The sequence below is a fragment of the Paenibacillus sp. FSL H3-0321 genome (assembly GCF_038002865.1).
Classification (GTDB): domain Bacteria; phylum Bacillota; class Bacilli; order Paenibacillales; family Paenibacillaceae; genus Paenibacillus_AQ.
This window is the reverse complement of the sequence record NZ_JBBODH010000001.1, coordinates 5502252-5528040: the sequence shown is the minus strand read 5'-3', so window position 1 is coordinate 5528040 and position 25789 is coordinate 5502252. Positions and strand designations below refer to the sequence as shown.

The window sequence follows — 25789 nt, the reverse complement described above, 5'->3', positions numbered from 1 at the left end:
GGAATCTTAGTTCCTTGGTTTGCTGAAGATGTGCACAGCTTTTTTTACAATCGCCAGTTCTTCTTCTGCATCGGCAAGTTTGAGTTCTTTCTCCTGGAGCAGACGGGTCGCCTCTTTCAACTGTGCTTCGAGTTCTCGTACCCGGTCCATACTCGCCGCCGGTTCATTCTTAAGCTCCCGATATTGACCCATCCACTGATGCAGCGTACTTTTCGGGATGTTAAGTTCTTCCGCTAAGTCGCCTAAGGTCTTCGTCTGTTCTTGAATGAACTTCACGGTTTGCTTCTTAAACTCTTCGTTATACCGTTGTCGTTGTTCTCCCATGTGAACACACCTCCGTTGCTATCATTATCGGTCCGTCCGTTAACGGGTGTCCACTATTTATTCTAATTGCAGGAGTCCGTCTAGAGTAATACATACTCGGCAGTGGCAGGCTACTATTGAACCCCCGCCGTACAAATCGCTCTACTCCCAAGCTACCTTCTGTGCATCCTCTCACATTTCTCAATACGACTCCGCGTGAACATCACCAAGCAACGCCACGCGCACTTCAATGTACCCTTATCACACACTTCTCCATGGTACCCTTATACACACTTCTCCATGGTGCTCTTATACACACCTGCTCACGCTCTTCTGCATACAACTTCATCATGTGCTTTCATTTACAATCTAGTTCATTTTTCTAATTGTCCGGCAAGCATCACCAGACGCCGGATGCCCTCCCGCAGCACACCTTCGCTGGCAAAGGAATAGCTGAGCCTCAGCCAGGATTTCATTTCACCGAGCGGATCGCAGATTTCTCCCGGTATGAAGGAGATCGACTGTTCCATACTGCGGTCAAACAACGCTGCCACAGAGATGGATTCGGGCAGCTTCACCCACAGGTTCAGCCCGCCCTCCGGCGCTGTCCACTCCCAGCCGGCAGACGCCAGCTCCTCCTCCACAATTTCCTTATGCACCTGGAGCGCAATGCGCAGCTTGCCGAGATGCCGCTGCAGCCGCGGCGAGGTGTAATAGTGCAGGAAAATCTTCTGGTTAAGCAGCGGAGTCCCGTTATCGGCCAGTGATTTGGCGGTAATCAGCCGCTCCATAAACGGATAACGGCAAGCGACCGCACAGATGCGCAACCCCGGAGCGACATACTTGCTGAAGCTGCTGATATAAATGACCCAGCCCTCCGTATCATAGGCAAAAAACGGCGGCGGCGGCTTCTCCCCGAAATACATATCGCGGAAGGGATCATCCTCCACCAGCAGGCAGCGGTACCGCTCGGCCAGTTCAACCATCAGCTTGCGCTGCCGCGCCGGAACGGTATATCCGGTCGGATTGTGATGGGTCGGGTTCAAGTAGAACATCCGCGGCTTGTGCCTGCGCATCAGCTCCTCCACCGCCTCCAGATCATAGCCCTGCGGTGTAATCTCCACTGGTATAAGCCGTGCACCGGCCCGGCGAAAAATATCCATAGCCACGCTGTACGTCGGCCGCTCCACCAGCACATTGTCCATCGGCCCGAGCACAATACCGGCGATCAGATTGATCGCCTGCTGCGCACCCGAGGTGATCAGCAGCTCCTGCGGCGACAGCTGCAGCCGGTGCTGATCGTGGAAATGGCGGCTCAGCGTTTCGCGCAGCTCCTCATCGCCCTGAACAGAGGAATAGGTTCCCATGACCTTCGGATAAAGGTCGAACACCTTTTTCACATAATCGGACAGGAACAGGTTCGGCAGCAGATTCGGATCAATAAGCGCCTGCGAAAATTGGTATTGGACCGGCATCCGCTGGATATCAGATAAGGGATTGGTCAGTGAATAAGTGGATACCGCTGCCCCCTCGCTTGAACCATCGCCCAGCGCCCTGTCGCCCGGAGATACATAATAACCGGATTTGTCTTTCACATAGACCTTGCCGTCCTCAGTCAGCACCCGGTAGGCCTTGAATACCGTCAGCCGGTGCACCTTCAGCTCTTCCGCCAGCAGACGGATCGAGGGCAGCTTATCATGCGCCTTCCATTCTCCACGTTCCATCCGGTTCAGTATGAATTCGCAGACCTGGCGGAACAAGGGATGGCTTTGGTCCGCCCCCGTAGCTTTTTTCATCGTAATCCACCCTCCCTGTGATAACCGCATATTGCAGCCTCTTCTGCAAATCCTCTTTCCCGTATTGTACCTCATTATTCCTCTCATCTGTTCTGCTGTCTGCAATCTGTTCTGTCCCCACCCCTATATGATTAACAAAATGATTCTACTGGGCTGCCATATTAACTTTACAAAGGGGAACTGGATATGATTCTGTTGGCTTACTCTCTTGTCTGTCTGATCTTCGGCACTACCTTTTTAGCGATTAAAATTGGTGTGGATGCCGGAGCGCCGCCTTTTTTCTCAGCAGGAATCCGTTTCTTTATGGCAGGAGCAATATTGTTCCTCTGGATGGTCTGGAAAGGCAAAGCAAGCTTCTCCCTGCTGCTGCGCAAAGAGATGCTGTTCACCGGAGCCGCGCTGACCTTTGGAACCTTCGCCGGGCTGTACTGGGCGGAGCAACATGTATCCTCCGGGCTTGCCGCCGTGCTGTCAGCTACCGGGCCGATGATGATTCTGCTGCTGCAGACCGCTTTGTTCCGTCAAAAAGCTCCGTCGTATTCGATCTACGGCTGTATCATCGGCTTCACCGGCGTTCTGCTGCTGGTTCTGCCCAGTCTGGCGATAGATGTCTCTCCCTTGTGGCTCATCGGCTGCGCTGCTGTGCTGATTGGGGAATGCTGCTATGCGGCGGGGGCAATTTACTCCAAAAAAGTAACCACAACCTTCTCCGAGGTTTCACCCGTCGCGTTGAATGCAGCACAAATGATATATGGCGGAGCGCTCCTGTTCATCCTGTCGCTTTTCACCGAAAATGTGCATCCCGGGTTTCTTCTCTCGTTCAAAACCGCCGGCTCGCTGCTCTACCTGACCGTTATCGGCTCAATGGTTGGACACACCTTGTTCTACTGGCTCGTCGCCAAGACGAATCCCGTCTTTCCGTCGACCTGGCTGTATATTTCGCCGCCGATCGCCGTTGGTGTGGGTCTTGTATTCTACGGGGAAGCTGTAAGCTGGATAACCGTCCTCGGGGTATTCACCATCATTGCCGGAACCGTGCTTGTGAATGCGGGAGCGTTGAAGCAGCTGATTTTCAAACAAAAACCGCCTGCCCCGATTCTTCAAAAAGGAAGCATTGAGGCTCTTCCACAGGAATAAATATTGTATATTTCCTAAACAAGAGAACAGCCTGGACCCCTGAAAAAATAATGGGCTCCAGGCTGTTCTGTTGTTCTCCTTCCCTATTTCCCAACACAGCTCAGTTCATTACCGTTCCTCATGGCTGAAATGAAAATTCAAAAAAAATATTATATATGACATACTATATGTTGCATTATTGATTATTATTGCGTATTATATAACCAAGTTAGGGGATTATATTACCATTAGGACGTCTAATTGAAAGGGGGATCTTGCTTAACAGAACTCCTTTTCTATAGAGGAGCACCTGATTGTATCCGGAAAGTGGAGGAAACCTGTGATTGAACTGACATCCCGTCAAATGCAAATCATTGACATTGTAAAAAAAAGAGCGCCGATTACCGGTGACCAAATTGCGGAAACCCTGAATCTCAGCCGGCCGACCATCCGCAACGACCTGTCCATCCTGGTCATGCTGGAGTACATTGATGCCAAGCCAAAGGTCGGATATTTCCCCGGCAAGAAAGCAGCTCAGCGTCAAGGCAGCAGCTCTCTGCTGCAGGAAACCAGAGTCAGGGATATCCAGAGTATCCCGATTATTATCCGCGAGACGACAACCATTCAGGATGCCGTGGTTACGCTGTTCCTGCAGGATGTCGGCACGCTTATTATTTGCGATGGCGACGGCAAACTGGCCGGTGTCGCCTCACGCAAGGATTTTCTGAAGGTAACGCTCGGCAATCCCGGCGCAGTATCCATGCCGGTGAGTATGGTAATGACCCGCCAGCCCAAGGTAGTAACCGTTTCTCCCGATGACCCGGTGCTTGAGGCCGCGCATAAAATGATTGTTCACGAGGTAGACAGTCTGCCGGTGGTTGTGCCCAGCGGCACGGAGGAAACCGGCCCCAAGCTTGACGTGGTAGGGCGCCTGACCAAAACCTCCATCGTAAAGCTTCTCCTCGATCTAGAAGCCAAAGGATAACGGAGGAATTGAAACGCATGGAGCAATCTTCACACTTCATTACGATCTGCTCAGATTCGATAGGAGATACGGCGGAGGCGGTTGTGCAGGCTGTCATTCACCAATTTCAGAATCAGCGGGTTACCATCAGAAGATACGGCAATGTAAGACATGAGGACGAACTGCGGAAACTAATGGAGGAAACGGCGCAGCTGCAAGGTTTTGTCGCCTATACACTGGTCCAGCCGGAGCTCCGGGAGATGATCCGTGAAGAGGCTGTCCGGCTGGACCTGAGGATTGTCGATATCATGGGCCCGATGATGCAGGCCTTCATCGACACTTTCGACGATGCGCCTCAGGCCCGGCCGGGACTGCTGCATCAGCTCGACGAAGATTATTTCCAGCGGATCGAAGCGATCGAATTCACGGTTGCCAGTGATGACGGACGCGATCTTGGCGCGATGCTTAAGGCCGACATTGTGCTGCTCGGCATGTCCCGCACCTCCAAGACTCCGCTCAGCATTTTTCTGGCCCACCGGGGCAAGAAGGTCGTCAATTACCCTGTTGTCCCCGAGATTGGCCCGCCGCAGCAGTTGATGAGTCTGCCGCCGAACCGGATCATCGGCCTTACGATGAAGCCGGAATATATGCTGAAGATCCGTTCGGAACGCCTTAAGATGCTGGGGTTGCCGGCAGGCTCCCAATATGCCAGCCTTGAACGCATTCAGGAAGAGACGGAGTATGCAGCAGGGCTTTTTGCCAAGCTGGGCTGCCCCGTCATAGATATTACGAACAAAGCCATTGAGGAGACAGCAGGAATTATTATGGGGTATATCTCCGATTCTCCGGAAACACCGGAAACATCCACACTAAAAATGTAATGGAGGGAAAGCATATGGAACGCGAATTGGCACTGGAGATTGTACGGGTAACTGAATTGGGCGCTTTATCCTCGGCCCGCTGGATTGGCCGGGGCGATAAACATGCGGCGGATGATGCTGCTACGACTGCTATCCGTTCCATGTTCGATTCCGTCTCCATTGACGGGACTGTCGTCATTGGCGAAGGCGAGATGGATGAGGCACCGATGCTCTACATCGGAGAACGGGTCGGGAACAAAAGCGGCCCTTCCGTTGATGTGGCTGTTGATCCGCTGGAGGGCACCGAGGTGGTAGCCTGCGGACTGCACAACGCCCAGTCGGTGATTGCCATTGCGGACCGGGGCAGCCTGCTGCATGCTCCCGACATTTATATGGAGAAGCTCGCCTGCGGCCCCGAGCTGGCCGGCAGGCTCAGCCTCGAAGATCCTGCCGGGGTTACGCTGCGCAAGGCCAGCATGATCACCGGCAAATCGCTCTCCGAGCTGACGGTGATGGTGCTTGACCGCAAGCGGCATGAGGAGCTGATCCGCAGCCTGCGCGAAGCGGGCGTACGAATCAAGCTGATCGGCCACGGCGATGTGGCCGGGGCTATCGCCGCCGCGCTGCCGGACAGCGATGTGGATCTGTACATGGGCTCCGGTGGGGCGCCCGAAGGCGTGCTTGCTGCCGCCGCGCTGAAATGCCTCGGCGGAGAGCTACAGGGAAGACTGCTGCCGGAGGGCCCTTTTGAGATGCAGCGCTGCCTGCATATGGGCATCGACAATCCGACACGCATTCTGTCCATGGAGGATATGGTCGGGACGGGCGATGTTATCTTTGCCGCCACCGGAGTCACCTCCGGTGAATTCCTGAACGGAGTCCGCTTCATCGGCAAGGAACGCGCCGAGACACATTCTGTCATCATGCGGTCACAGAGCCGGACGATCCGTTATATCCGCAGCATCCACTTCCTGCCCGGCAAGGAGATTCCGCAGGGCTACTCGGCCAGACCGAATGCGGCTTTTATGTAAAGAGCCTAACCTGTAGCGCAGAGGATATTCCTTCATAACCTCAAAACAAGGTTTCCCCGGGGCCGAAAAGGATCTTGGGGAAACCTTGTTTTGAGTTATAGTGACCGGAGTTAAACAGGAAACTTTCGCTTAATGCATCCGGCTGTGGTCTCTCAGCAGTTCATCGCTGGAATCGAGCTTCACCTTGCCTGTTTTGTCCACCCGGGCTTCACCAGTCTGCACCTTGTTTTTGGACACATCAGTAGTTCCGGAATATACATTCCCTGTCATTCCCGGCTGGTTCACATCATCCAGCGCCCGTGTTTCAGGAAGATCATGAACAGGAGCAGAATTCATTGTATCCAGCCCCGTATCCTGACGTCCCTCCAGCCCTGATCCGTTAAATGCAGCATCCACTGTGTCTGTTACAGAATTGCGGGCCGTCCCCGTAACATCTCCTGCTGCCATATTATCATCCATATAACGGTCGGCATTGGCTGAATTGTGGCTGCGGAACACAGAATATACCTCTTCGGCCCGTGTATTGTCCGCATCTACCATAACCAGAATACGACCTTCATCTACATAATTATCATAACTTTCCGCTTCATCCTCAGGAATGCCGAGACCAATCAGTCCACCGACCAGTCCGCCGGTTCCTGCACCAACAGCAGCTCCTGCCAATGTCGCGGCAATCGGTCCTGCGGCGAGGATCGGTCCGATTCCCGGTATGGCCAGCGCCCCGATTCCTGCAAGAAGCCCGGTGACACCGCCCAGCAAACCGCCGGTAGCCGCACCGGATGCCATACCCTCTGGCGCCTTGGTGCCCATCTCATTGTTAATCGCGTCAACATCATCTTTGTTTCTGGCAATCACGGAGATATCCTCTGTCAGAAATCCTTGGTTCTTCAAGTCTTCAATTGCCCGTGAAGCTTCATGCTCGGTATAAAATACACCTACTATTTTCTTATTCATAACGATTCCCTCCTGATAGTTAAAGTTTGATGTTGCTTAATCATTCTTTCATAGCTCTTAATTAACCAATCGATCATGCGCTAAACTGCTTTACTTTAAATTCAAAGGAGAGTCCTCAATTATATTTCTCAAACAGGAAATACTCTGGGAAATAAGGGAAATGACACTTTTTGTTCAAACATCCGCTTGGAAAGTTAACTAATCTAACACTAATCTCCCGGATTTATCCTATATATGTAGCCTTTTAGAACAATGCTCTCTACCTCATTACAGAGTTTGCAAAAGAGACTATACTCCTCCTAAAGATACGTCCACAATTCCCACAAGATCGAGGAGGCTTAACCATGAATATGCGTTTAAAGGTGTTAAAAAAACATCTGCTCTTCTGCTGCAGCGAGCACTGCAACAATCAGGAGGTAGAGGATGTTATGCAGGCATTCAAGGAACAGCTGGTAGAGCAAGGCATCCATAAGACGGTTAAAATCAACAAAACCAGCTGTCTCGGGCTATGCGGCAACGGACCGTTTGTTATCGTTTACCCTGACGGCATCTGGTACTACAATGTGACGACAGACGATGTTCCGCGCATCGTGGAAGAGCATCTGGTAAACGGCGAGCCTGTGGAAGAGCTGGTGATGCTGAAAATGGAGGCATAATCCAGCCTGCTCTGCGAGTCCCTCCCCCTCCAAAAGGGGGCTGGGACTTTTTGCGGTTTATCCGCCGTTTCGAATCTATTGTATAATGAGAGCATATCCCGGGCGTTGTCCAGGACAACCTCATACAGGAAAGAGGCTGAAGCATGGCCATATTCAAATATAATTCACAGCGTCCGTTCCGGGGGAATTCCGATCTGCATCTTCATTATTGGGGACGGGAGCAGTGTGCCCCCGGTCATACCGTTGGACCCTGTGTACGCGATTTGTACAAAATCCATTTTATCCACGAAGGTACCGGCAAGGTGGCCGTCGGTGAAGAGACACATACACTTCAGGCGGGTCAGGCCTTTCTGACCTATCCGCATATTGTGACTTATTACGCGGCTGACCTGAATACGCCTTGGAATTATTCATGGATAGCTTTTACCGGAGAAGAAATTGAACACTTGCTGTCCAAAACCTCGCTGTCGCCGGAGCATCCCGTCTTTCCGATGGATGAACTGCTTATGCCCTCACTGTATGATCGGCTGACAGAGGCAGCGGACCGCAGTGACTGCCTGAATCTGCCGCTCAAAGCAATGATGTATGAGTTCTTCTCTCTCCTGCTGAGCAAGGTACCGGCGGCCAAGGATGTATTCCCGATTCCGCGCCAAAAAAGCATTTACGTCGAGCAATGTCTCCACTTCCTGCATGCCCATTACTGTGAAAATGTCACGATGGAGATGATGTCATCTTCCCTTAGGCTGGACCGCAAATACGTATCCGCATTATTTAAACGGACCATCGGCCTTCCGCCGCAGCAGTATCTGCTAAATTACCGGATCGCCAAGGCCTGCGAGCTGCTGATGGAAACCGATTGTACCATCGGTGAGATCTCGCGTTCCGTCGGTTATCAGGACCCGCTGCTCTTCTCCCGCATGTTTAAGAAGGTCAAGGGCTGTTCCCCCAAAGGATACCGCCTCCAGCATGCCGATAATGACATTGTTCTATAAACTTCTTCCTTGCTGACATACGTTTGTCGCCGTGCTTTCGCTACAATAGGAACGTATCCGGAAATGTAGTAAACGCTTCCGAAGCCAGTTTTGTACGAAGTGAGGCAAAGAAGCTGATGCTTACAAAACTTAGTGATGCTTCCGAAGCGAGTTTTATTACGAAGGATGTATGAAAGTAATGCTCCATAAAACTTTTAGGAGGAAAACAAATTGTACAACGCGAATCCTGAACGCTACGACCAGATGAAATATAACCGCACCGGCCGAAGTGGCCTGCTCCTGCCTGCCATTTCGCTCGGGCTGTGGCATAACTTTGGCGGCAATGACGTCTTTGAGAACGGCCGCGCAATGGTCCGGCGGGCCTTCGATCTGGGAATTACCCATTTTGACCTCGCCAACAACTATGGTCCGCCCGCAGGCTCTGCCGAGGAGAGTTTCGGCCAAATTCTTAAGAAGGACTTCACCGCTTACCGCGATGAGCTAATCATCTCCAGCAAAGCCGGATATTACATGTGGCCCGGCCCTTATGGCGAATGGGGCTCGAAGAAAAATCTCGTTGCAAGTCTTGATCAGAGTCTGAAGCGGATGGGCCTTGATTATGTGGATATTTACTATCATCACCGTCCGGACCCGAACACGCCGCTGGAGGAAACCATGAGTGCGCTGGATCTCTTGGTGCGCCAAGGCAAAGCGCTGTATGTCGGCATTTCCAACTACAGTGCCGAGCAGGCGCGCGAGGCCGCTCAAATCCTCCGCCGTCTGGGCACACCTTGCCTGATCCACCAGCCCAACTACTCCATGATGTCCCGCTGGATTGAAGACGGCCTGCAGGATGTGCTTGCCGAAGAAGGCATCGGCACCATCGCCTTCTCGCCGCTGCAAAAAGGCATCCTGACCGACCGTTATCTGAACGGAATTACTGCGGATTCCCGCGCAGCCGGACCCAGCGTATTCCTCTCGGAGAAGGAAATTACCGAAGAGGTCATCGGCAAGGTACGCAAGCTGAATGAACTGGCTGCCGCACGCGGCCAGAAGATGTCGCAGCTTGCCTTGTCGTGGGTGCTTCGCGGCGGCAAAGTCACCTCGGCACTGATTGGCGCAAGCAAGGTAAGCCAGATCGAAGATGCCGTGGCATCCTTGAATGCCCCTGAGCTAAGCGCGGAAGAGCTGGAACAAATCGAAAAGATTTTGCAGGGATAACCCGGAGCTTAATCCTAAAGACGGCAATCGCGTCCATACAGCCAGCAGGCTAGACGGCGCGCGATGGCCGTCTTTTGGCATAGGAATGGTATAATGGACACAAAAACAGCACAGAAAGGGTTGCAGAATGAACAAAAACCGTTTGGGCCAATCCGATTTATATGTAAGTGCCATGGGCCTTGGCTGCATGTCCCTGGGGACCGATGAGACTCATGCTGCGGCGATCATTCACGAAGCGCTGGAGCAGGGCATTAATTTCCTGGATACTGCGGATCTATATGATGAGGGACGAAATGAAGAAATCATTGGCAACGCGGTGCGCCATCGGCGTGCGGACGTCATCCTGGCTACGAAGGTCGGCAACCGCAGAATCCCCGGCAAAGAAGGCTGGAGCTGGGACCCTTCCAAAGCCTATATTAAATCAGCAGTAAAAGAGAGCCTTCGCCGGCTGCAGACAGATTATATCGATCTCTATCAGCTGCATGGAGGAACGATCCAGGACCCCATCGACGAGACGATAGAGGCTTTTGAAGAATTGAAGCAGGAAGGCCTCATCCGTTATTACGGGATCTCCTCGATCCGCCCCAATGTGATCCGGGAATACGTGCAGCGCTCCGCTATTATTAGTGTGATGAGCCAATACAGCATCCTGGACAGACGGCCCGAGGAAGAGCTCCTGCCTTTACTGGCGGAGCATGGAATCAGCCTGATCGCCCGGGGGCCGCTGGCCGGAGGTATATTGACCGAGCAAGGGCGCAGCCGGACAGGCAAGGCGTACCTTGATTATGAAACCGGGGAACTGCCTGGGCTGCAGGAGCATTTGATGCAGCAATCCACTGGTTCCCGTACCCTGACGCAAACAGCGCTTCACTATCCGCTGGGGCATCCAGCTGTGGCTGCGATCATCCCCGGCGCGAGCAGTCTGATGCAGCTGAAGCTGAATATTGCAGCCGCCACGGCCTCCCCGCTCTCTCCTCAGGAGCTTGAGGCCGTCCGTAGCGCAAGCAAACCAAACCGCTACACAGTACACCTTTAATTCAATACACGAAGAAGAGAAGAGGCTATCCCTTGACTGTTGCCGCAGCCGGGATAGCCTCTTCTTCATCAAACTCTGCTGAATTAAGCCAACATCTATAATATCCTCTACGTCAGCCAAAAAACTGTGTAATGTACAGCATGGCGAGCAGTCCGAAGATAAACGAATAGGTGGAGGGCCGCTCATAGCCATGACCATGACTCTCCGGAATCAGCTCCTTATAGACGATGAAGAGCATAGCTCCGGCAGCAAAAGCCAGTCCGTAACCTACGGCATTATTATGCAAATAGCTGGCCGTGCAATACCCGATGACTGCCGACACCATCTCCATAAGTCCGGTTAAACCGGCCATAAACAATGCTTTTCGCCGGGTTGCCTGCGAATTCATCAGGAAGATGGCCAGAATCAGCCCCTCCGGCATATTTTGCGCACCAATGGCAATCGCCACCATAGGACCCAGGCTGGCCTGCTCGCTGGCATAGCTGAAACCTGTGCTGAGACCCTCGGGAATGTTGTGGATGAACAATGCGATCAAAACAAGCAGCGCCTTGGAATCCATGTTGGTGAATCCGGGTTTGTTCTCCACGTCGATATGCGGGATGTTGTTCTCGATCAGATCGAGCAGCAGCACACCGGTAATCAGTCCCAGCGTCAGAGCGATGATCCCCGACTCCCTTATCGCCTGCGGCATTAGGCCAAAGGTAGACGCTGAAACCATAATTCCGGCGGTGAAGGCGACCAGCACATCCTTCCACAGCTCGGAAAGTTTTTTCACAAACAGGATGGGAACCACTCCGAGAACAGTCGCCATCGCCGACAAAAAGCTGCCAAGCAGCGCAGTCGCCAAGTCTTCAACCCCTTTTATGGACAGGACCTCTTAGACAAGCTTATGCTAGCGGCAGCTTTCATTATGTCTGCTTGTTGATTTTTCTCTAGGGTGATGGGATCAGCGGCAAGGTCATCAGGTCCTCGTCCAGATAACTGCCGTTGAGCTTCACCGCATTCCGTTCCGTCCCGTAGCAGGTGAACCCCAGCGATTGGTACAGCCGGATGGCTGGAAGGTTATCTGAGAACACTGCCAAATTAAGGATTTCAAGTCCCGGAGACTGCCTGGCCCTCACAATCAGCTCCGTCATCAGCAAATGCCCCAGCTTCTGCTTCCGTGCCGAGGGACTCACATACATGGCGTATACATTGCCTTTATGGCTGATCTTGTCCCTGCTCTCACGGACAAATGTGACTACACCAACCAGTTCCTCCCGCCCATTAAAGCCGCCAAGCGTGAATTTACCGTCCACCGCATGAAGCCTGGTCCGGGTTGTCTCTATCGGCATTCCCAACTCCGCTTCATAGGAGCTGAGGAAAGCCTCAGGATGGTTCAACAACGACTGCAGCCGAATCTCGCGGTATATTTCCGCATCAGCAGAATTAAGAACTCTTATGTACATAGGGTGTATCCCTCCTCGGCCTGAACTGGAAGATTAATTCCAGATTGTAGGCCATTCCTTTGAATTAGCATAATATATTTTTAATATTTTAAATATAAAAACCTATTTTTCCCTTCGCTTTTGCGCAATTTTATCGTTCAATACGCCTATTTTTTTACAAAAAACTACTTTTATCTACAATAAAAAGCTAATATCACTTAGGTAGACCTATTTTTTTTCAAAGGAGGGTTAGTCTCCTAACATTCACCTTTACAAAAGTACTATTAAACGAAAGCTGGTGTCGTATTGAGAAGGAAGAACAAGGTACGCAGAAATACTCTTATTGTACTATTATGTATTTGTTTAAATCTAATGTCCTTTGGTCAAGCTTTTGCCGCATCCGGTGCTTCCGGGACTTCCGTTGCAGCAAAGGACATATCCGGCCACTGGTCAGAGAACGTCTTAAAAGAATGGCAGCAGCAAGGGTTACTTTCAGGCTATCAGGATGGAACCCTTCAGCCTGACCACAAGATTACCCGCGCGGAATTTGCAGCTTTGATTAACAAATCTTTCGGTTATACAAACACAGCGGAAATTGCTTATAAAGATGTTAAAGCATCTAATTGGTTCTACGCGGATATTGCAAAAGCAACTGCCGCAGGATACATAAAAGGATACACTGATCAGACGTTTAGACCTAACCAGCCGCTTACCCGTGAAGAAATGGCAGCCATTGTGAGCTCTATTCTTAAGCTGAGCGCCACCGATTCACCTGCTGCATTTTCGGATACAGCTGTAGGCCACCAGTGGAGCAAGCTCCAGATTAATGCCATTGCTCAAGCCGGCCTTATGAGTGGAAATGATCAAAAATTCAGACCGCTCGACACAGCCACCAGAGCAGAAGCAGTCAGTGTGCTTGACCGTGCATTGAAGTTTGCAGCGGCCAAATCCTCTGAAAAGGTCGTTTATGACAAAGCCGGGAACTATGGCCCGGAGACAGGTCTTACTACAGTAAAGGGTTCGGTATATATCGAAGCGCCCGGAGTTGTACTGAACAACACGCTTATCACAGGTGATCTGGTGATTGGTGAAGGCGTTGGCAAAGGTGATGTGACGCTAAAGAATGTCACTGTTAAAGGCACCACTACCATTGCCGGAGGCGGTAAAAACAGTATCCACGTAGTGGATTCAGTCCTGGTAACCGTCATTGTCAATAAAAAAGACGGAAGTATCCGAATCGTTACTGAAGGTGCCAGCTCGGTTGAACAGATCACGCTGCAATCCGGCGCGCTACTGGAAGAAGGCAGCGGTACAGGCAGCGGCTTCGGTAATGTCGATCTCTCCGCAGCAATTCCGGCAAATGCACAGGTATCCTTAGCCGGATCCTTCGAGACGGTGGATGTTATGGCAACCTCCATTCAAGTAAACCTGAGTTCCGGTTCGATCGGCCAGCTTCAAGTGGCTCCCGGCGCCGGAAATACGGGAATTGACATTACAGGCGGAGCACGCATCAATGCTCTAATTCTAAATGCCATTGCCAGAGTAACCGGAACAGGCTCCATTGGCACTGCCTCAATCAATGCCAACGGTTCAACTCTTGCCCAGACTCCTGAGCATGTAAACTACGGCAATAATGCTACAGCTGTCATCGGCACTCCGGTTGTTTCCGGAGGCGGCTCATCCGGTGGTTCATCTGGTGACTCATCCGGCGGTTCAAACGGCGGTTCAAACGGCAGCAATCCAGGCACTGTAACAGAGACAGTGTATGGCTTCGAAGGCGTAATTACGGATGTAGACGATCAGCCTGTAGCAGATATGACAATCCATTTCCGTAGAGGCCTCGGAGCAACTACAGGCGAAATCGCAGCAACTGTGGTTACGGATGCGGCAGGTAAATATTTTGCCAATCTGGCCCCTGGAGTTTACACCGGTGAATTATCGAAATCCGGATTTATTACTACTCACGTTGTTGGTGCTTCGCTAAGTACTCATAAGAATATTAACCAGAATGCCACAGCAATTAAAATCCCTGCCAACGACGAAATTCGAATTGTACTCACTTGGGACTTGCTTCCGCTGGATGAAGATTCACATCTGATTGGTGCTGCACCCAATAATAGATCATTCCATACCTGGTACGGCGATAGAGTATATAGTTATAATAATCAAACTTATGCCGATCTGGACCATGATGATGTAGATTCTTACGGCCCGGAGACGACCACCATTCGTAAACGTGTGGATGGAAAGTACACCTTCTTCGTTCACAACTTCAGCGGAAACGGCACAGCCCAAGCGAACACTTTAACCGCTTCCGGTGCCAAAGTAGAAATTTACAACGGCCACAATGCTACGCCTGTTAAGACGTACCACATTCCTGTTACAGACACCAAGATGCTATACTGGTACGTTTTTGATATGAACATATCCGGCAGCGAATTGACCTTTGTGGACAAGAACATGCTGACAGACACGGCTCCAAAGTCTGATCTTGATCAAGACAATGGTCAGGATACTGAGAGTCCTACTGTTAATACAAACTTCCTGAGTGTAGAAAATCATGCCGGTGCCAATGACGTTGTAAATGTGAGAAGCCTTGCACCCGGAGATGTGGTTTCCGTCTACGCAGACGAGATTGACCACAGCCAGTTGTTGCAAACTGCAACAGTGGCCGAAGGCTCAACCAGCGTTAAGCTGACAGGTCTTGATTTCGGTGCAGACAGCACCACTGTCTATATTTCCTTAAAGAAACCGAACCATTCGGAGAGCCATGCTGTACCTATATCTGTCTACTCGGAAGCACAATATGCTGAACTGGAAGCAACGGTCGCCGCTTCATTTAAGGATCAAGTACTGCCTGGCACAATGACTGTGGGAGATGTCGTTTATCTGCCTGATCCACAGCAGCCGCTGCCAAGGGATCTCCGTGTAACTGTATTGAATTATGATGGCCCATCCACAGTGACTGATGATGTATACATCCTAAGAGACTACATGGTATGGTACATGAATTACAACGGCACCGCAGATCCTGTCGACTATAGCATCAAACTGGAATTAAAACGCGACTTTTCCGCGGTTACCAAAGAAATTATTATTACGGTCCCTAGTGTATTCACCGCGCTGCCTGATTCAGTTGAACTTGCCGAAAAAATGCTGCTGGATGACTCAACGCATCCCGGCCTTGCGGAAGCTGTAACTGATGCCAAAGCCGTTATAAACAACACCGATGCAACAGCGGCGGATTGGCTCGAAGCCATAAAAGCTCTTCATGAAATTTTTAATCAGATTGCAAGAGAAAACGAATAGTTCATTAAGCAGATTCAAGTATACGTACAAATTAACGCCAAACAGCCAGGCTTCCCGGAGCCTGGCTGTTTGGCGTAGCTATAGCTTCTGCGTTTTGTTATAGCTTCTGCGTATTGTTATAGCTTCTGCGTATTGATTCCGACTTTCGCTGCAATAAGGAATAACGTAATCAAGCATCTGGGATCCCGGAATGCTAGGCAGTATGAATTAGGCAAGTAAAAAGCAGAGATTCAGACTGGAGCCCTACGCCTCCCGGGTATCACCCATCGCCTTCTGGATCTCAATTAAGGTATGTTCCCCACTTGTATGATTGCAGAAAATGCAGCAGAATTGCTCATTCTCCAGCCAAAAAATGATTCTGCTGCATTTCCTGCAGTAGATTCTAGGCAGGATGAGGTTTTGAGGTAGCGTCAAGAAGTTTGTGTAAAGAGTAGAAGTACCTCCCCGGGTACGGGTTGGGGGTGTAGGTGTTTCTGGGGGAAGGGGGAACCCCGACCCCCAGAAACAGGATTTATCAGTTACTCCTCTCCGGGTGTGGGCAAGGAAGGGTAGCGCGCTTCAAATAGCTCATTTAGCTTCTTTTTGACGGTATCCATACCAAAGCCAGGGACGACCCGTTCTGCATGACGCTCATTGTAGTCTAGCATTTCTAGATACACGATTTTCTCGGCCGCATCCATATTCGTCAAACTGTTCATCGGTTTGAGGCGCTTGCGGATTTCCTTGTTCATTCGCTCAATGGGGTTCGACGTGTAGATCGCTTTGCGGATGGATTCCGGATACTTGTAGAACGTTAGGAGTGTGGACAACTGCTCCTCCCAAGACTTCATTTCCTTCGGATACAGCTTGTTCCACTTGGCCTTGACCGTATCAAAAGTAGCCCGGGCCACTTCCTCATCCGGTGCGGTATACACCGTCTTCAGGGCTTCAATGACATCGGTTTTGTGCTCGATTCGGATTTTGGGGAACGTGGCTCGCACTTTGTGCACGACACAATGCTGCACATCCGCCTGCGGGTACGTCTCTTTAAAGGCAGCATCGAGCCCTGGAAGTCCGTCAAATACACCCAGCAGCACTTCCTGCGCTCCGCGGGTGTACAGGTCTTTAAGGACCTCCCGCCAGCCATTCGAACTCTCTTGACCGCCAACGTAGAACCCCAGGATTTGACGTTGTCCTTCTTCGTCGATACCCATCGCAAAATAGACCACCTCCCCACGGACAGTGCCCCGTTTGAGCTTCACGTACAGCCCATCCAGATAGATCACGGAGTAGCGTTTGCTTAACGGTCGTTTCTGCCACTGGTGGATATCGTCAAGGACGGTAGCGGTAATATTGCTAACGGTTGTCGGAGAGTAATGGCTCCCGAACATGCTTTCAATAAAACGGGCTACATCCCGGGTTCCCATGCCTGATTTGTACATCTGGATCACCGCCTCCTCGAGCCAACCGTCCCGCCGCTGGTACGGCTCAAACAGCTGAGTTTGGAAGAGGGCCTGGCGGTCGCGGGGGACCTCCAGACCCTCCAGGTTGCCGTATTTTGTATGCAGATCTCGCGTGTAGTATCCGTTGCGGCTATTGCGTGTACCTGCTTCCTCACTGGACATGAACGCCTGGATTTCGGCACGCATGATGGATTCCATGTTGTCTTTGACAAACTGAGTGACAAGATTTTCAAATAGATTATTAAGCTGGTTTTCGGGTAGAATAGTCATCGAGTAGGGTTCCTTTCTTGGTGGACTTCGCAATCCCGAGAATACCCTACTTTTTTGTTGCCTGACTAGGCTCCAAATCTTGGTACACAACTTATTTTACGCCATCGGTTTTGAGGTAATTTCGAGCAATTTGACTGTACGAAGTACAGCAGAATCCAAATTCCGCAAGCTAGCAGCCGATTCTATTGCACAAAGTACATTAGTTTGAAACCTACATATTCATGCTGCACTTTGCGGCTTGCAGGACAACTCCCCAGCTATGGATGATACATGCTGGACCTGAGGACTGTATTTGAGGGCTATATTCGAAGGCAGCCTTCGAAGCCTGCATTCGAAGGCTGTGGCTATGCTCAGAAGGATAGTTGTACTCTGTGCAGCTAAAACGCACAAATCAGGCCCCTTCCATGAGTTAGATGTATTTCGTACACTTAAAATTCGCAATTCAAGTCAACTACGCTAGATCGCGCAAATATAAGTGTACGGAGTACAATTATCTGTAATTTGTCTTCAAAACCCCTGAATTTAGTTGTACGAAGTACACTTAGCCGACTTCAACTGCTAATGTTCCTGCACTCACTCCAATTTATACTGCTGCTGTTAACATTACTATTGCTGCTTTCACTCCGCACTTATCACCTAATTGCCTAATTACCTACTCACCTGCTGATGCTTTAATCCTCCGGCGCCGCTTCCTCACTCCTACTCAATTCCTGCGTCCCTCAATCACCCGCTACTCAAACAGACTCAAATACCGTCCCAGGCCGTTTGCCTCCAGCTCCTCCTTGGGAATAAACCGCAGTGCGGCAGAGTTGATGCGGTAGTGCTGCTTCGTTGGCTCCGGGCCGTCGTGGAACAGATGTCCCAGATAGGCTCCGCTCAGCCTGCTCCGCAGCGCCGTCCGCACTTGACCGCTGCTGTAGTCCGCTTCCCTGCGGATCAGTCCCTCCTCAATAGGTCTGGTAAAACCGGGCCAGCCGGTGCCGGAAGCGAATTTATCGGCTGAGCTGAATAGCGGATCGCTGCTCAGCACGTCAACATACAGACCTTCACGGAAATGGTCCCAATATTCATTCTGGTAAGGCGGCTCCGTACTCTTATTCTGCGTGACTTCGTATTGCAGCCCGGTCAGCTGCTTACGCAGCCGCTCCCGGTCTTCGCGGTTGTTCCAGTGCTGCTCAGCGAATTCGCCTCGGCCTGAGCCCTTCAGATACATTTTATAATCCAACGGGTGGGTCTTATAGTAATCCTGATGCAAAGCCTCCGCCGGATAAAATGGGGCCGCAGGCAGAATCTCCGTCACAATTGGAGCTTTAAACCGCTTGCTTGCCTTCAGCGCCTCCTTCGAGGCTTCCGCCTTCTCCCGTTGCTCTTCGCTGTGCACGAAGATCGCCGTCCGGTAGGAATAGCCCCGATCCATAAATTGCCCGCCCTTATCGGTAGGATCTATGAGCTGCCAATATATCTCCAGCAGACGCTCATACGGGAAGAGCTCTGGCTCATAGGTAATCTGCACCGCCTCAATATGCCCTGTGGTCTCCGTTCCCACTTCCTCATAAGTCGGATTGACTGTATGCCCGCCGGTATAGCCAGACACCACCGAAACAATGCCCGGCAGCTCGTCGAACGGCTTGACCATACACCAGAAGCAGCCGCCGGCGAAGGTGGCGAGTTGTTGTACAGCTTTGTCTCCATTCATCCAGAACAACTCCCCCCGAATTTAGTCCAGGCACTTCATCCGTCCATGCCGGAATTCCATTATATATGAATATCCTGCTTCTCCAAAGAAATCAGGGCCACCGGCAAGCAAACGAGGATAACAATAACCGGAATGAGCACCGCTTGAATGTAATCGCCCGCACCCGATAGCAGGATCTGCTCCGAGTCCGCTACATACATCCCGGAAAATTTCATGATTTGCGTCATCAGGGAATGATCCGATACCCATTTCAAGAATGCCGAAGACGAATCCTTGAGATAACCTGTAAGAAGTAAATTACCGAAAATAAAGAAAAAGGTTGCCACCACAGCGGAAGCCGCTTTACGGATCAGCACCCCCAGCATCATGATTACGGCACAATAAGCCGCCAAATATAAGATATTCAACCCGAAAGTCCTGACCGCCTGAATGGAGTCGTCTCTTAAGCTCTCCATCCCGATAGGAGATCCGGTAACGAGCGCCGCAGCCAGGTATAAGATGGAGAAGAGTCCGAAAAATTGCAGCAGCCACCAAAAAATCGCCAGCAGCTCCAGCATATATTTACCCATATAATACCCCGGCCGGCTCTGCCCCGAAGCGATTATATTCTGCACCGAACCGTATTCAAAACCTTCTGTAGAGAAAAAGCAGGCATGCATCGGGATAACCAGATATAGGAACAGGGAGAATGAACCGGCGAGCTTTAAGGGCTGCATAGGACTGCTTAATTCATACCCGCCATGGTTCCCGATGATCACAACCAGCAGAATCGATCCCAGCACAAAAACAGCATTGATGCTTTTGAACGCCAGATCTTTTCGCAAATAATAAATTTCAGCCTGCAAAAAATTCCTCATTGACCTTTGCCTCCAATCAGATCCATATAATAGTGTTCCAGATTAGGCGCGGACAGGTTGAACCCTTCAACCGGAATTCCCTGCTGCAGGAGAACCGTCATCAGCTGCTCCAAATCTGCGGCCGCCTTAGGAATTTCAATGGCCCCGGCAGTATTGATGGAGATGTCTTCAAGCTGCAGCTTCTCCTTCAGAAGAGACATAGCAGCAGCCTGATGAGGTGTTGAAATTGTGATCATTGACTGTGCCGATTGCAGTAATTCTCCGGCAGAGACCTCTTTGATCAGCCGCCCCTGATGTATGAACCCGTATTTTGTCGCCAGCAGCTGAAGCTCACCCAGAATGTGGCTGGAGATCAATATCGTTACCCCCTGCTCATGCGCCAGCAGCTCCAGAATCCTCCGCATGTCCACAATCCCCACAGGGTCCAGCCCGTTGATGGGCTCGTCCAGCACAAGGAACTTCGGATGGTTAAGCAGCGCGATGGCAAGTCCGAGACGCTGGCGCATCCCGAGGGAATATTGCGAGGTTTTTTTGCTTCCGGCATCCGTTAACGCTACAGTCTGCAGCACCTCCCCGATTCTTGCTTTATCCTGAATTCCGAAGATCCGGCAATAAAAACCCAGGTTCTCCTCGGCGTTCATATGCGGATAAAGAGACGGCGTTTCAATCAGAAACCCAACCTGCCGCCTGGCACGGATAAGCTCCTGCTTTTCCCGCTGCCCAAACAGTGAAACTTCTCCGCTTGTCGGGTGTACAAGCCCGCCGATCACCTTCATCAGCGTACTTTTTCCGGCACCATTCTCCCCGACAAATCCGTAGATATCCCCCTCTTCAATGGTCATATTCAAATGCTGAAGCGCAAACGCGGAGCCATACTTTTTAGTCAGCTCTCTGGTTTCGAACACAAGCGGTTTCAATCAGAACACTCCTTCATCTCGCTGATATGTCTACTCGACTACCTTATCATGGGTAAGCGGTCCGGCCACACCGTCTGCTATTTTTAGGCAGGTTGTTGTCGTTTTTAAGGAGCACTTCATAACATCTGGCCCGTTTTTCCGTGGAAATAGTATAATAGAGCGATAAATACGGAACGGAGTGAAGGCATGATTCATATCGCCGTTTGTGACGACGATCTGCAGACTGCAGGACGGATTGAGAACCTGATTTTAGATGCCCGGCACCAATGTTCGGAAGAGCTGGAGGTATCCCTCTATTACTCCGGGGAAAGTTTCGCCCAGGCTCTTCAGGACGGAGACCGCTTTGACCTTATTTTCATGGATATTGAAATGGGTGGAATGGATGGAATTACAGCGGGGCAAGTGCTGCGGGAAGATGACGGAAATGATCTTGTACAATTGATTTATATCTCCAGCCATGAGCAGTATCATCTGCAGCTGTTCGATGTGCGGCCGTCGGGTTTTATTAAGAAGCCGGTTGAACCGGAAGCATTCATACATAAGCTTATTCCCGCCTTGCAAAAGGCCATACGTACCCGCCAGCAGGGCAAAACCAACTTCCTGCCGGTACAGCAAAAAGGAAAGGAGCTGCTGATCCCTTTTCGGGACATCCTCTATTTGGAGAGCAGCATCAGACGGGTTTCCCTTATCACGAAGGACAGGGAGATCCAGTATTACGGCATGCTTAAGGATGAGGAGCGCAAGCTGCCCGGCGGTCATTTCGTGCGGATTCACCAATCTTACATTGTGAACTTTTTCTTTATTAAAGAAATCAGTGCGAAGAGGGTTACGCTAGTCAGCGGCAAGGAGCTGCCGGTCAGCGAGAAGCACAGCTTATCCGTGCGGAAAGCCTACCTCAGCTTTAGGGGGACGCTCGTATGAATACCATGCTGCGGGAAGAGCTGCTGTATCTCATCACTTTTCCGCTGATTCCTGTAATCCTTCATTATTTCTTCAGCCGCAGCTTCACCTGCCGGATCAAGAGCAAACCTTACCTTGTCCTGATCTACGCACTCTATATGGCGTGTCATCTCGCGTTGCATCACAGCCAGCTTCCGGACATGGTTCTGCTCACCGCAAATATCATCTTGATCTTCTTATTGTCACTGCTCTACCGGGGGGATAACCTGTGGAGGGGGTATTCCGCTTTTTTTGCATCGGCCCTCATCTTCCTTGGCGAAGCCGTGATGCCGTTTGCGTATACGGATAGCGGATACATAGCAAACCTCTTTCTTTCCAAGCTGCTGGTATTGTCACTCGTATACCTTCTGCTGCGAATCACCAAAGGGGAAGGACGCGGTAATTTAGCGGGATGGTACTGGAGTCTGCTGCTGGTCTGCCCTGTTCTGAGCGTTATTACTTTGGTCTCGCTGTCGGACAACTTCTTCTTCCAGGCGTATCCTAACCTGTTCCCCGTGGTACCTACCCTGCTGCTGGCGATCAACTGCCTGATTTTTGTGCTCAGCGACCATATCCTGTGCGTGCAGTCCGAGAGAAGCAAACGTCTGCTGCTGGAACAGCAGAACACCTACTATGTTAACCAATATCTGATGACCCGGGACAAGCAGGAGGAAGCCTTCAAATTTCAGCATGACTTCAAAAACATCCTGCTTGGCCTGCGCGCCGGGCTTGCCAAAGATGAAGAAACTTCCGTCCATGAACTGGACCGGCTGCTGGGCACAATTGGACAGCCTGCTGGCAGCTGCGATACCGGAAACCCGGTCATTGATGCGATGATCAGCTACAAGGAGCAGACCGCAGGCAGCTATGACACCCCCTTTCGCTTAGAGCTGAACATTCCGCCGCAGCTTGAGCTGGACACTACGGTGATCAGCGTCATTCTCGGCAATACCCTGGACAATGCAATTGAAGCCTGCCGGGAGACCTTTAATCAGGAGCGTTATGTCTTGATCCATATGCATTATCTGAATGACAGCTTGTTCATAAAAATTCAGAATCCGTATGCCCATGAAATCAGCACCAACCGTTATGGTGAAATCTCTTCGACCAAGGCCGATACACGGTCGCATGGCATCGGACTGCGAAACATCCGGAAAACTGTGGAGGAATGGGGCGGCCTGCTGGATATTTCCTATAACAGCGGTCTGTTTCAAGTCGAGGTCGTTCTGTTCCATATCCCAAGAAAGCTTGATAAAACTATGAGTACAACGATCATATAAAGACAAAAAAACCACCTCCAGGTGGCTTATTTGTCTTTATTGCTCTCCCAAATGTCCTTATGCGTCCAACCTGCATGCACTAGAAGGAGCAGGGTCAGGATCATAACAAACTCTCTGAAACTATTGGAAGTACTCTCTATGTTGTATCCAAAAACAATATTCAACCGGCCCCACATCAGATTGAGGCAGAGCAGCGCGACGGTAATGTAGGTCACCCATACACTGCGGAGGTACAAATTATAACTCCGCTGCGGGCCGCGTCCGATGAAATATTTACTGTAACGGATCACATAGGCGGTGAACACGAAAAATGCAATGGCTTCCAGTGTGAATATAGTTAAATCAATAATTTCCATGAAGGTCATCTCCTCTCTTGCCTAAGCCGGAACGGTGCAGGTCAATAAGGCTTTCGATATCATTCGATTCATAGGCTTCCTGGATTCTGCCTAGTTTTTCAATCTCCCGTTTTACACGACTGGGTTTGATCTCGCTCTTTCTGAATATATCGAGGAGCTTCACTTGTCGACGACCTCCTCACCATTGGTTTTATCGGTGCTCCCTCTTTCTATTAGAAGTTTGACGAGTGTACGATTGTATTGGTTAAGCTGTTTCTCGTTCTCCTCATCGCGTTTCTGATAGTTCTGAATGATCTTTTCCTTACTGGCTAACTGCCTAACGCTCCAGATTAATGCAATAGAGAGAAGGACATTGAGCACGACTGAACCGCTGTTGTCGTTAAATAGGCCAGTCAATGCGTTCAAATCCATCATCATCCCCCCGTTCGTTGTTGGTCTGAGATTCCTGTTGTTTTCGGGTCTAAGCATAATCTGCTCAACCTGTCCAACCTTTCGGCACAAGACATATCATGCTTCGAGCCGGAAGATCGTATATTGTAATCTATTCTTTTTTTATGATTTTGATTGGGTAAAATAGTATTTTGTTAGAATCGCTCCCGTTCCACCTGAACTATTAATCATTCCTGCTGCATCCGGACAACAAAAAAACGGGACCTGTGAAGGTCCCGTTTCTTTGGATAAATAAGGTTGTGTAGACGAATTACATCATGCCGCCCATACCGCCCATGCCGCCCATATCTGGCATTCCGCCGCCTTTTTCAGGCTCCGGTTTGTCAGCGATGACAGCTTCGGTGGTCAGGAACATTGCAGCTACGGATGCTGCATTTTGCAGCGCGTAACGAGTTACTTTGGCAGGGTCAACGATCCCTGCTTCGAACATGTTCACCCACTCATCGGTAGCAGCGTTGTAGCCGATGCCGATAGCTTCTTTTTTCAGACGGTCCACGATTACGGAACCTTCTTGACCAGCGTTTGCTGCGATTGTGCGGACAGGCTCTTCCAGAGCGCGCAGTACAATGTTCACGCCTGTTTTTTCGTCGCCTACTGCATTTACAGCAGCTACAGCAGCATATACGTTCACAAGAGCAGTACCCCCACCGGAGACGATACCTTCTTCAACCGCAGCGCGGGTTGCGTTCAGGGCATCTTCGATGCGAAGCTTGCGTTCTTTAAGTTCTGTTTCAGTTGCAGCGCCTACTTTAACAACGGCTACGCCGCCGGCCAATTTAGCCAGACGCTCCTGCAGTTTTTCCTTGTCGAACTCGGAAGTGGTTTCTTCCAGTTGGGAACGGATTTGGCTTACGCGTGCATTGATGTCCGCTTTGTCGCCGCTTCCGTCTACGATTGTAGTGTTTTCTTTGGTTACGCGCACTTGACGGGCGTTACCCAGTTGTTCGATAGAAGTGCTTTTCAGGTCCAGTCCAAGCTTCTCGGTGATCACTTGGCCGCCAGTCAGGGCAGCGATGTCCTGCAGCATAGCTTCGCGGCGGTCGCCAAAGCCAGGAGCTTTAACAGCAACAGCGTTGAAGGTTCCGCGCAGTTTGTTCACGATCAGCATCGCCTGTGCTTCGCCTTCGATATCTTCAGCGATGATTACGAGCGGACGCGCCTGTTGTACGATCTTCTCAAGCAGCGGAAGAATTTCTTGCGTGCTGCTGATTTTTTTGTCAGTGATCAGGATGTACGGGTTCTCCAGAACAGCTTCCATTTTGTCCGTATCAGTGATCATATAAGGGGAAATATAGCCACGGTCGAACTGCATGCCTTCTACCACTTCAAGCTCAGTCAGGAATCCGCGGGATTCTTCAACGGTGATTACGCCGTCTTTGCCGACTTTTTCCATAGCTTCAGCAATCAGTTGGCCCACTTCATCGTCAGCAGCGGAGATAGCAGCTACTTGAGCGATAGCCTGGGAGTCTTCGATTGGTTTGGCAATATTCTGCAGTTCAGCAACAGCTGCTTTAACCGCTTTGTCGATCCCTTTGCGGATAACCATCGGGTTAGCGCCTGCAGTTACGTTCTTCAGGCCTTCACGGATCATGGCTTGTGCCAGAACAGTTGCAGTTGTAGTACCGTCACCAGCTACATCGTTGGTTTTGGTAGCAACTTCTTTAACGAGCTGTGCGCCCATGTTCTCGAATGCATCTTCAAGCTCGATTTCTTTGGCGATGGTAACACCGTCATTGGTGATCAGCGGGCTGCCGAATTTCTTCTCAAGCACCACGTTGCGGCCTTTAGGTCCGAGTGTAACTTTTACCGCATTTGCCAAAGCATCAACACCGCGCAACATCGAGCGGCGGGCGTCTTCACTGAATTTAATTTCTTTTGCCATTGTGTAATTAACCTCCTAAATTTTTGTGAACGTTACCTCACTGAATTGGCTTCGAC

The 25789-nt window shown here is 50.7% G+C and carries 24 protein-coding genes; 11 read left to right on the top strand and 13 right to left on the bottom strand.

Going from position 1 to position 25789, the window contains the following annotated elements:
- Positions 1–6: 6 nt before the first annotated feature.
- Together MHI45_RS24700 and MHI45_RS24695 are read right to left on the bottom strand one after the other, a co-directional pair.
- Positions 7–324 (bottom strand): transposase, encoded by a 318-nt coding sequence (locus MHI45_RS24700; protein WP_341119577.1) that lies wholly within the window; start codon positions 322–324, stop codon positions 7–9.
- A gap of 353 nt (positions 325–677) precedes the next feature.
- On the bottom strand, positions 678–2099 hold the full coding sequence (locus tag MHI45_RS24695; RefSeq protein ID WP_340894494.1) for an aminotransferase-like domain-containing protein: 1422 nt from the start codon (positions 2097–2099) through the stop codon (positions 678–680).
- 186 nt (positions 2100–2285) lie between these two features.
- Between MHI45_RS24695 and MHI45_RS24690 the strand changes: the two genes are divergently transcribed.
- The 4 genes from MHI45_RS24690 to glpX all read left to right on the top strand — a co-directional run bounded on the left by MHI45_RS24690 (position 2286) and on the right by glpX (position 6070).
- Complete coding sequence (locus tag MHI45_RS24690; RefSeq protein WP_038586760.1) at positions 2286–3236, top strand: DMT family transporter; 951 nt, start codon at positions 2286–2288, stop codon at positions 3234–3236.
- A 343-nt stretch (positions 3237–3579) separates the two neighbouring features.
- Complete coding sequence (locus tag MHI45_RS24685; protein WP_052092453.1) at positions 3580–4200, top strand: helix-turn-helix transcriptional regulator; 621 nt, start codon at positions 3580–3582, stop codon at positions 4198–4200.
- 17 nt (positions 4201–4217) lie between these two features.
- Positions 4218–5060, top strand: coding sequence for a pyruvate, water dikinase regulatory protein (locus MHI45_RS24680; RefSeq protein ID WP_038586753.1), 843 nt, complete (start codon positions 4218–4220; stop codon positions 5058–5060).
- 14 nt (positions 5061–5074) lie between these two features.
- On the top strand, positions 5075–6070 hold the full coding sequence (gene glpX / locus MHI45_RS24675; protein ID WP_076114426.1) for a class II fructose-bisphosphatase: 996 nt from the start codon (positions 5075–5077) through the stop codon (positions 6068–6070).
- 129 nt (positions 6071–6199) lie between these two features.
- Here glpX and MHI45_RS35240 read toward each other — a convergent pair whose 3' ends face one another.
- Positions 6200–7024 (bottom strand): general stress protein, encoded by an 825-nt coding sequence (locus tag MHI45_RS35240; RefSeq protein ID WP_445667509.1) that lies wholly within the window; start codon positions 7022–7024, stop codon positions 6200–6202.
- Between the two features lie 344 nt (positions 7025–7368).
- Between MHI45_RS35240 and MHI45_RS24665 the strand changes: the two genes are divergently transcribed.
- From MHI45_RS24665 to MHI45_RS24650, 4 genes are all read left to right on the top strand, one after another.
- Positions 7369–7680 (top strand): (2Fe-2S) ferredoxin domain-containing protein, encoded by a 312-nt coding sequence (locus MHI45_RS24665; RefSeq protein WP_076114424.1) that lies wholly within the window; start codon positions 7369–7371, stop codon positions 7678–7680.
- Between the two features lie 143 nt (positions 7681–7823).
- A complete protein-coding gene (locus MHI45_RS24660; RefSeq protein WP_340894498.1) occupies positions 7824–8672 on the top strand; it encodes an AraC family transcriptional regulator in 849 nt (282 codons plus the stop codon).
- Between the two features lie 210 nt (positions 8673–8882).
- A complete protein-coding gene (gene mgrA / locus MHI45_RS24655; protein WP_340894499.1) occupies positions 8883–9872 on the top strand; it encodes an L-glyceraldehyde 3-phosphate reductase in 990 nt (329 codons plus the stop codon).
- A 127-nt stretch (positions 9873–9999) separates the two neighbouring features.
- Positions 10000–10908, top strand: coding sequence for an aldo/keto reductase (locus MHI45_RS24650; protein WP_340894502.1), 909 nt, complete (start codon positions 10000–10002; stop codon positions 10906–10908).
- Positions 10909–11020: 112 nt separating this feature from the next.
- Here MHI45_RS24650 and MHI45_RS24645 read toward each other — a convergent pair whose 3' ends face one another.
- Both MHI45_RS24645 and MHI45_RS24640 read right to left on the bottom strand, forming a co-directional pair.
- Entirely contained in the window at positions 11021–11755 is a 735-nt protein-coding gene (locus tag MHI45_RS24645; protein ID WP_083675959.1) for a ZIP family metal transporter, read from the bottom strand.
- Positions 11756–11840: 85 nt separating this feature from the next.
- Positions 11841–12356 carry a GNAT family N-acetyltransferase gene (locus MHI45_RS24640; RefSeq protein WP_340894506.1) on the bottom strand — a complete coding sequence of 172 codons (516 nt, stop codon included), beginning with the start codon at positions 12354–12356 and terminating at the stop codon, positions 11841–11843.
- 285 nt (positions 12357–12641) lie between these two features.
- Here MHI45_RS24640 and MHI45_RS24635 point away from each other — a divergent pair, with 285 nt between their 5' ends.
- Positions 12642–15644 (top strand): S-layer homology domain-containing protein, encoded by a 3003-nt coding sequence (locus MHI45_RS24635; protein ID WP_341159864.1) that lies wholly within the window; start codon positions 12642–12644, stop codon positions 15642–15644.
- Between the two features lie 518 nt (positions 15645–16162).
- On the opposite strand, the gene MHI45_RS24630 is transcribed toward MHI45_RS24635, so the two are convergent.
- From MHI45_RS24630 to MHI45_RS24615, 4 genes are all read right to left on the bottom strand, one after another.
- Positions 16163–17356 carry an IS256 family transposase gene (locus tag MHI45_RS24630; protein WP_076114668.1) on the bottom strand — a complete coding sequence of 398 codons (1194 nt, stop codon included), beginning with the start codon at positions 17354–17356 and terminating at the stop codon, positions 16163–16165.
- Between the two features lie 730 nt (positions 17357–18086).
- Positions 18087–19052, bottom strand: coding sequence for a peptide-methionine (S)-S-oxide reductase MsrA (gene msrA / locus MHI45_RS24625; RefSeq protein WP_076113511.1), 966 nt, complete (start codon positions 19050–19052; stop codon positions 18087–18089).
- A 59-nt stretch (positions 19053–19111) separates the two neighbouring features.
- The gene (locus MHI45_RS24620; protein WP_076113510.1) at positions 19112–19909 is read right to left on the bottom strand and encodes a hypothetical protein; all 798 of its coding nucleotides are present in this window, start codon (positions 19907–19909) and stop codon (positions 19112–19114) included.
- Entirely contained in the window at positions 19906–20826 is a 921-nt protein-coding gene (locus MHI45_RS24615; RefSeq protein WP_076113509.1) for an ATP-binding cassette domain-containing protein, read from the bottom strand. Before MHI45_RS24615 ends, MHI45_RS24620 begins: the two co-directional genes overlap by 4 nt.
- Before the next feature lie 186 nt (positions 20827–21012).
- Between MHI45_RS24615 and MHI45_RS24610 the strand changes: the two genes are divergently transcribed.
- The gene (locus MHI45_RS24610; protein WP_076113508.1) at positions 21013–21747 is read left to right on the top strand and encodes a LytR/AlgR family response regulator transcription factor; all 735 of its coding nucleotides are present in this window, start codon (positions 21013–21015) and stop codon (positions 21745–21747) included.
- Positions 21744–23045, top strand: a complete 1302-nt coding sequence (locus tag MHI45_RS24605; protein ID WP_076113507.1) for an ATP-binding protein — start codon at positions 21744–21746, stop codon at positions 23043–23045. Before MHI45_RS24610 ends, MHI45_RS24605 begins: the two co-directional genes overlap by 4 nt.
- Before the next feature lie 26 nt (positions 23046–23071).
- Here MHI45_RS24605 and MHI45_RS24600 read toward each other — a convergent pair whose 3' ends face one another.
- The 4 genes from MHI45_RS24600 to groL form a co-directional block, all read right to left on the bottom strand.
- The gene (locus MHI45_RS24600; RefSeq protein WP_076113506.1) at positions 23072–23401 is read right to left on the bottom strand and encodes a hypothetical protein; all 330 of its coding nucleotides are present in this window, start codon (positions 23399–23401) and stop codon (positions 23072–23074) included.
- Positions 23388–23564: a hypothetical protein gene (locus MHI45_RS24595; protein ID WP_156130817.1), complete on the bottom strand. Its 177-nt coding sequence runs from the start codon at positions 23562–23564 to the stop codon at positions 23388–23390. Before MHI45_RS24595 ends, MHI45_RS24600 begins: the two co-directional genes overlap by 14 nt.
- Positions 23561–23869, bottom strand: coding sequence for a hypothetical protein (locus tag MHI45_RS24590; RefSeq protein ID WP_144024455.1), 309 nt, complete (start codon positions 23867–23869; stop codon positions 23561–23563). The genes MHI45_RS24595 and MHI45_RS24590 overlap by 4 nt, the downstream gene beginning before the upstream one ends.
- A gap of 232 nt (positions 23870–24101) precedes the next feature.
- Positions 24102–25733 carry a chaperonin GroEL gene (gene groL / locus MHI45_RS24585; RefSeq protein ID WP_038586705.1) on the bottom strand — a complete coding sequence of 544 codons (1632 nt, stop codon included), beginning with the start codon at positions 25731–25733 and terminating at the stop codon, positions 24102–24104.
- Between the last annotated feature and the right edge of the window lie 56 nt (positions 25734–25789).

Excerpts from the sequence above, each read along its gene's own strand:
- MHI45_RS24700 (WP_341119577.1), bottom strand. The coding sequence starts at position 324 with ATGGGAGAACAACGACAACGGTATAACGAAGAGTTTAAGAAGCAAACC.
- MHI45_RS24630 (WP_076114668.1), bottom strand. The coding sequence starts at position 17,356 with ATGACTATTCTACCCGAAAACCAGCTTAATAATCTATTTGAAAATCTT.
- glpX (WP_076114426.1), top strand. The coding sequence starts at position 5,075 with ATGGAACGCGAATTGGCACTGGAGATTGTACGGGTAACTGAATTGGGC.
- MHI45_RS24660 (WP_340894498.1), top strand. The coding sequence starts at position 7,824 with ATGGCCATATTCAAATATAATTCACAGCGTCCGTTCCGGGGGAATTCC.
- MHI45_RS24640 (WP_340894506.1), bottom strand. The coding sequence starts at position 12,356 with ATGTACATAAGAGTTCTTAATTCTGCTGATGCGGAAATATACCGCGAG.
- MHI45_RS35240 (WP_445667509.1), bottom strand. The coding sequence starts at position 7,024 with ATGAATAAGAAAATAGTAGGTGTATTTTATACCGAGCATGAAGCTTCA.
- msrA (WP_076113511.1), bottom strand. The coding sequence starts at position 19,052 with ATGAATGGAGACAAAGCTGTACAACAACTCGCCACCTTCGCCGGCGGC.
- MHI45_RS24650 (WP_340894502.1), top strand. The coding sequence starts at position 10,000 with ATGAACAAAAACCGTTTGGGCCAATCCGATTTATATGTAAGTGCCATG.
- MHI45_RS24605 (WP_076113507.1), top strand. The coding sequence starts at position 21,744 with ATGAATACCATGCTGCGGGAAGAGCTGCTGTATCTCATCACTTTTCCG.
- MHI45_RS24680 (WP_038586753.1), top strand. The coding sequence starts at position 4,218 with ATGGAGCAATCTTCACACTTCATTACGATCTGCTCAGATTCGATAGGA.
- MHI45_RS24610 (WP_076113508.1), top strand. The coding sequence starts at position 21,013 with ATGATTCATATCGCCGTTTGTGACGACGATCTGCAGACTGCAGGACGG.
- MHI45_RS24620 (WP_076113510.1), bottom strand. The coding sequence starts at position 19,909 with ATGAGGAATTTTTTGCAGGCTGAAATTTATTATTTGCGAAAAGATCTG.
- groL (WP_038586705.1), bottom strand. The coding sequence starts at position 25,733 with ATGGCAAAAGAAATTAAATTCAGTGAAGACGCCCGCCGCTCGATGTTG.
- MHI45_RS24665 (WP_076114424.1), top strand. The coding sequence starts at position 7,369 with ATGAATATGCGTTTAAAGGTGTTAAAAAAACATCTGCTCTTCTGCTGC.
- MHI45_RS24690 (WP_038586760.1), top strand. The coding sequence starts at position 2,286 with ATGATTCTGTTGGCTTACTCTCTTGTCTGTCTGATCTTCGGCACTACC.
- MHI45_RS24600 (WP_076113506.1), bottom strand. The coding sequence starts at position 23,401 with ATGGAAATTATTGATTTAACTATATTCACACTGGAAGCCATTGCATTT.
- MHI45_RS24590 (WP_144024455.1), bottom strand. The coding sequence starts at position 23,869 with ATGCTTAGACCCGAAAACAACAGGAATCTCAGACCAACAACGAACGGG.
- MHI45_RS24685 (WP_052092453.1), top strand. The coding sequence starts at position 3,580 with ATGCAAATCATTGACATTGTAAAAAAAAGAGCGCCGATTACCGGTGAC.
- MHI45_RS24695 (WP_340894494.1), bottom strand. The coding sequence starts at position 2,099 with ATGAAAAAAGCTACGGGGGCGGACCAAAGCCATCCCTTGTTCCGCCAG.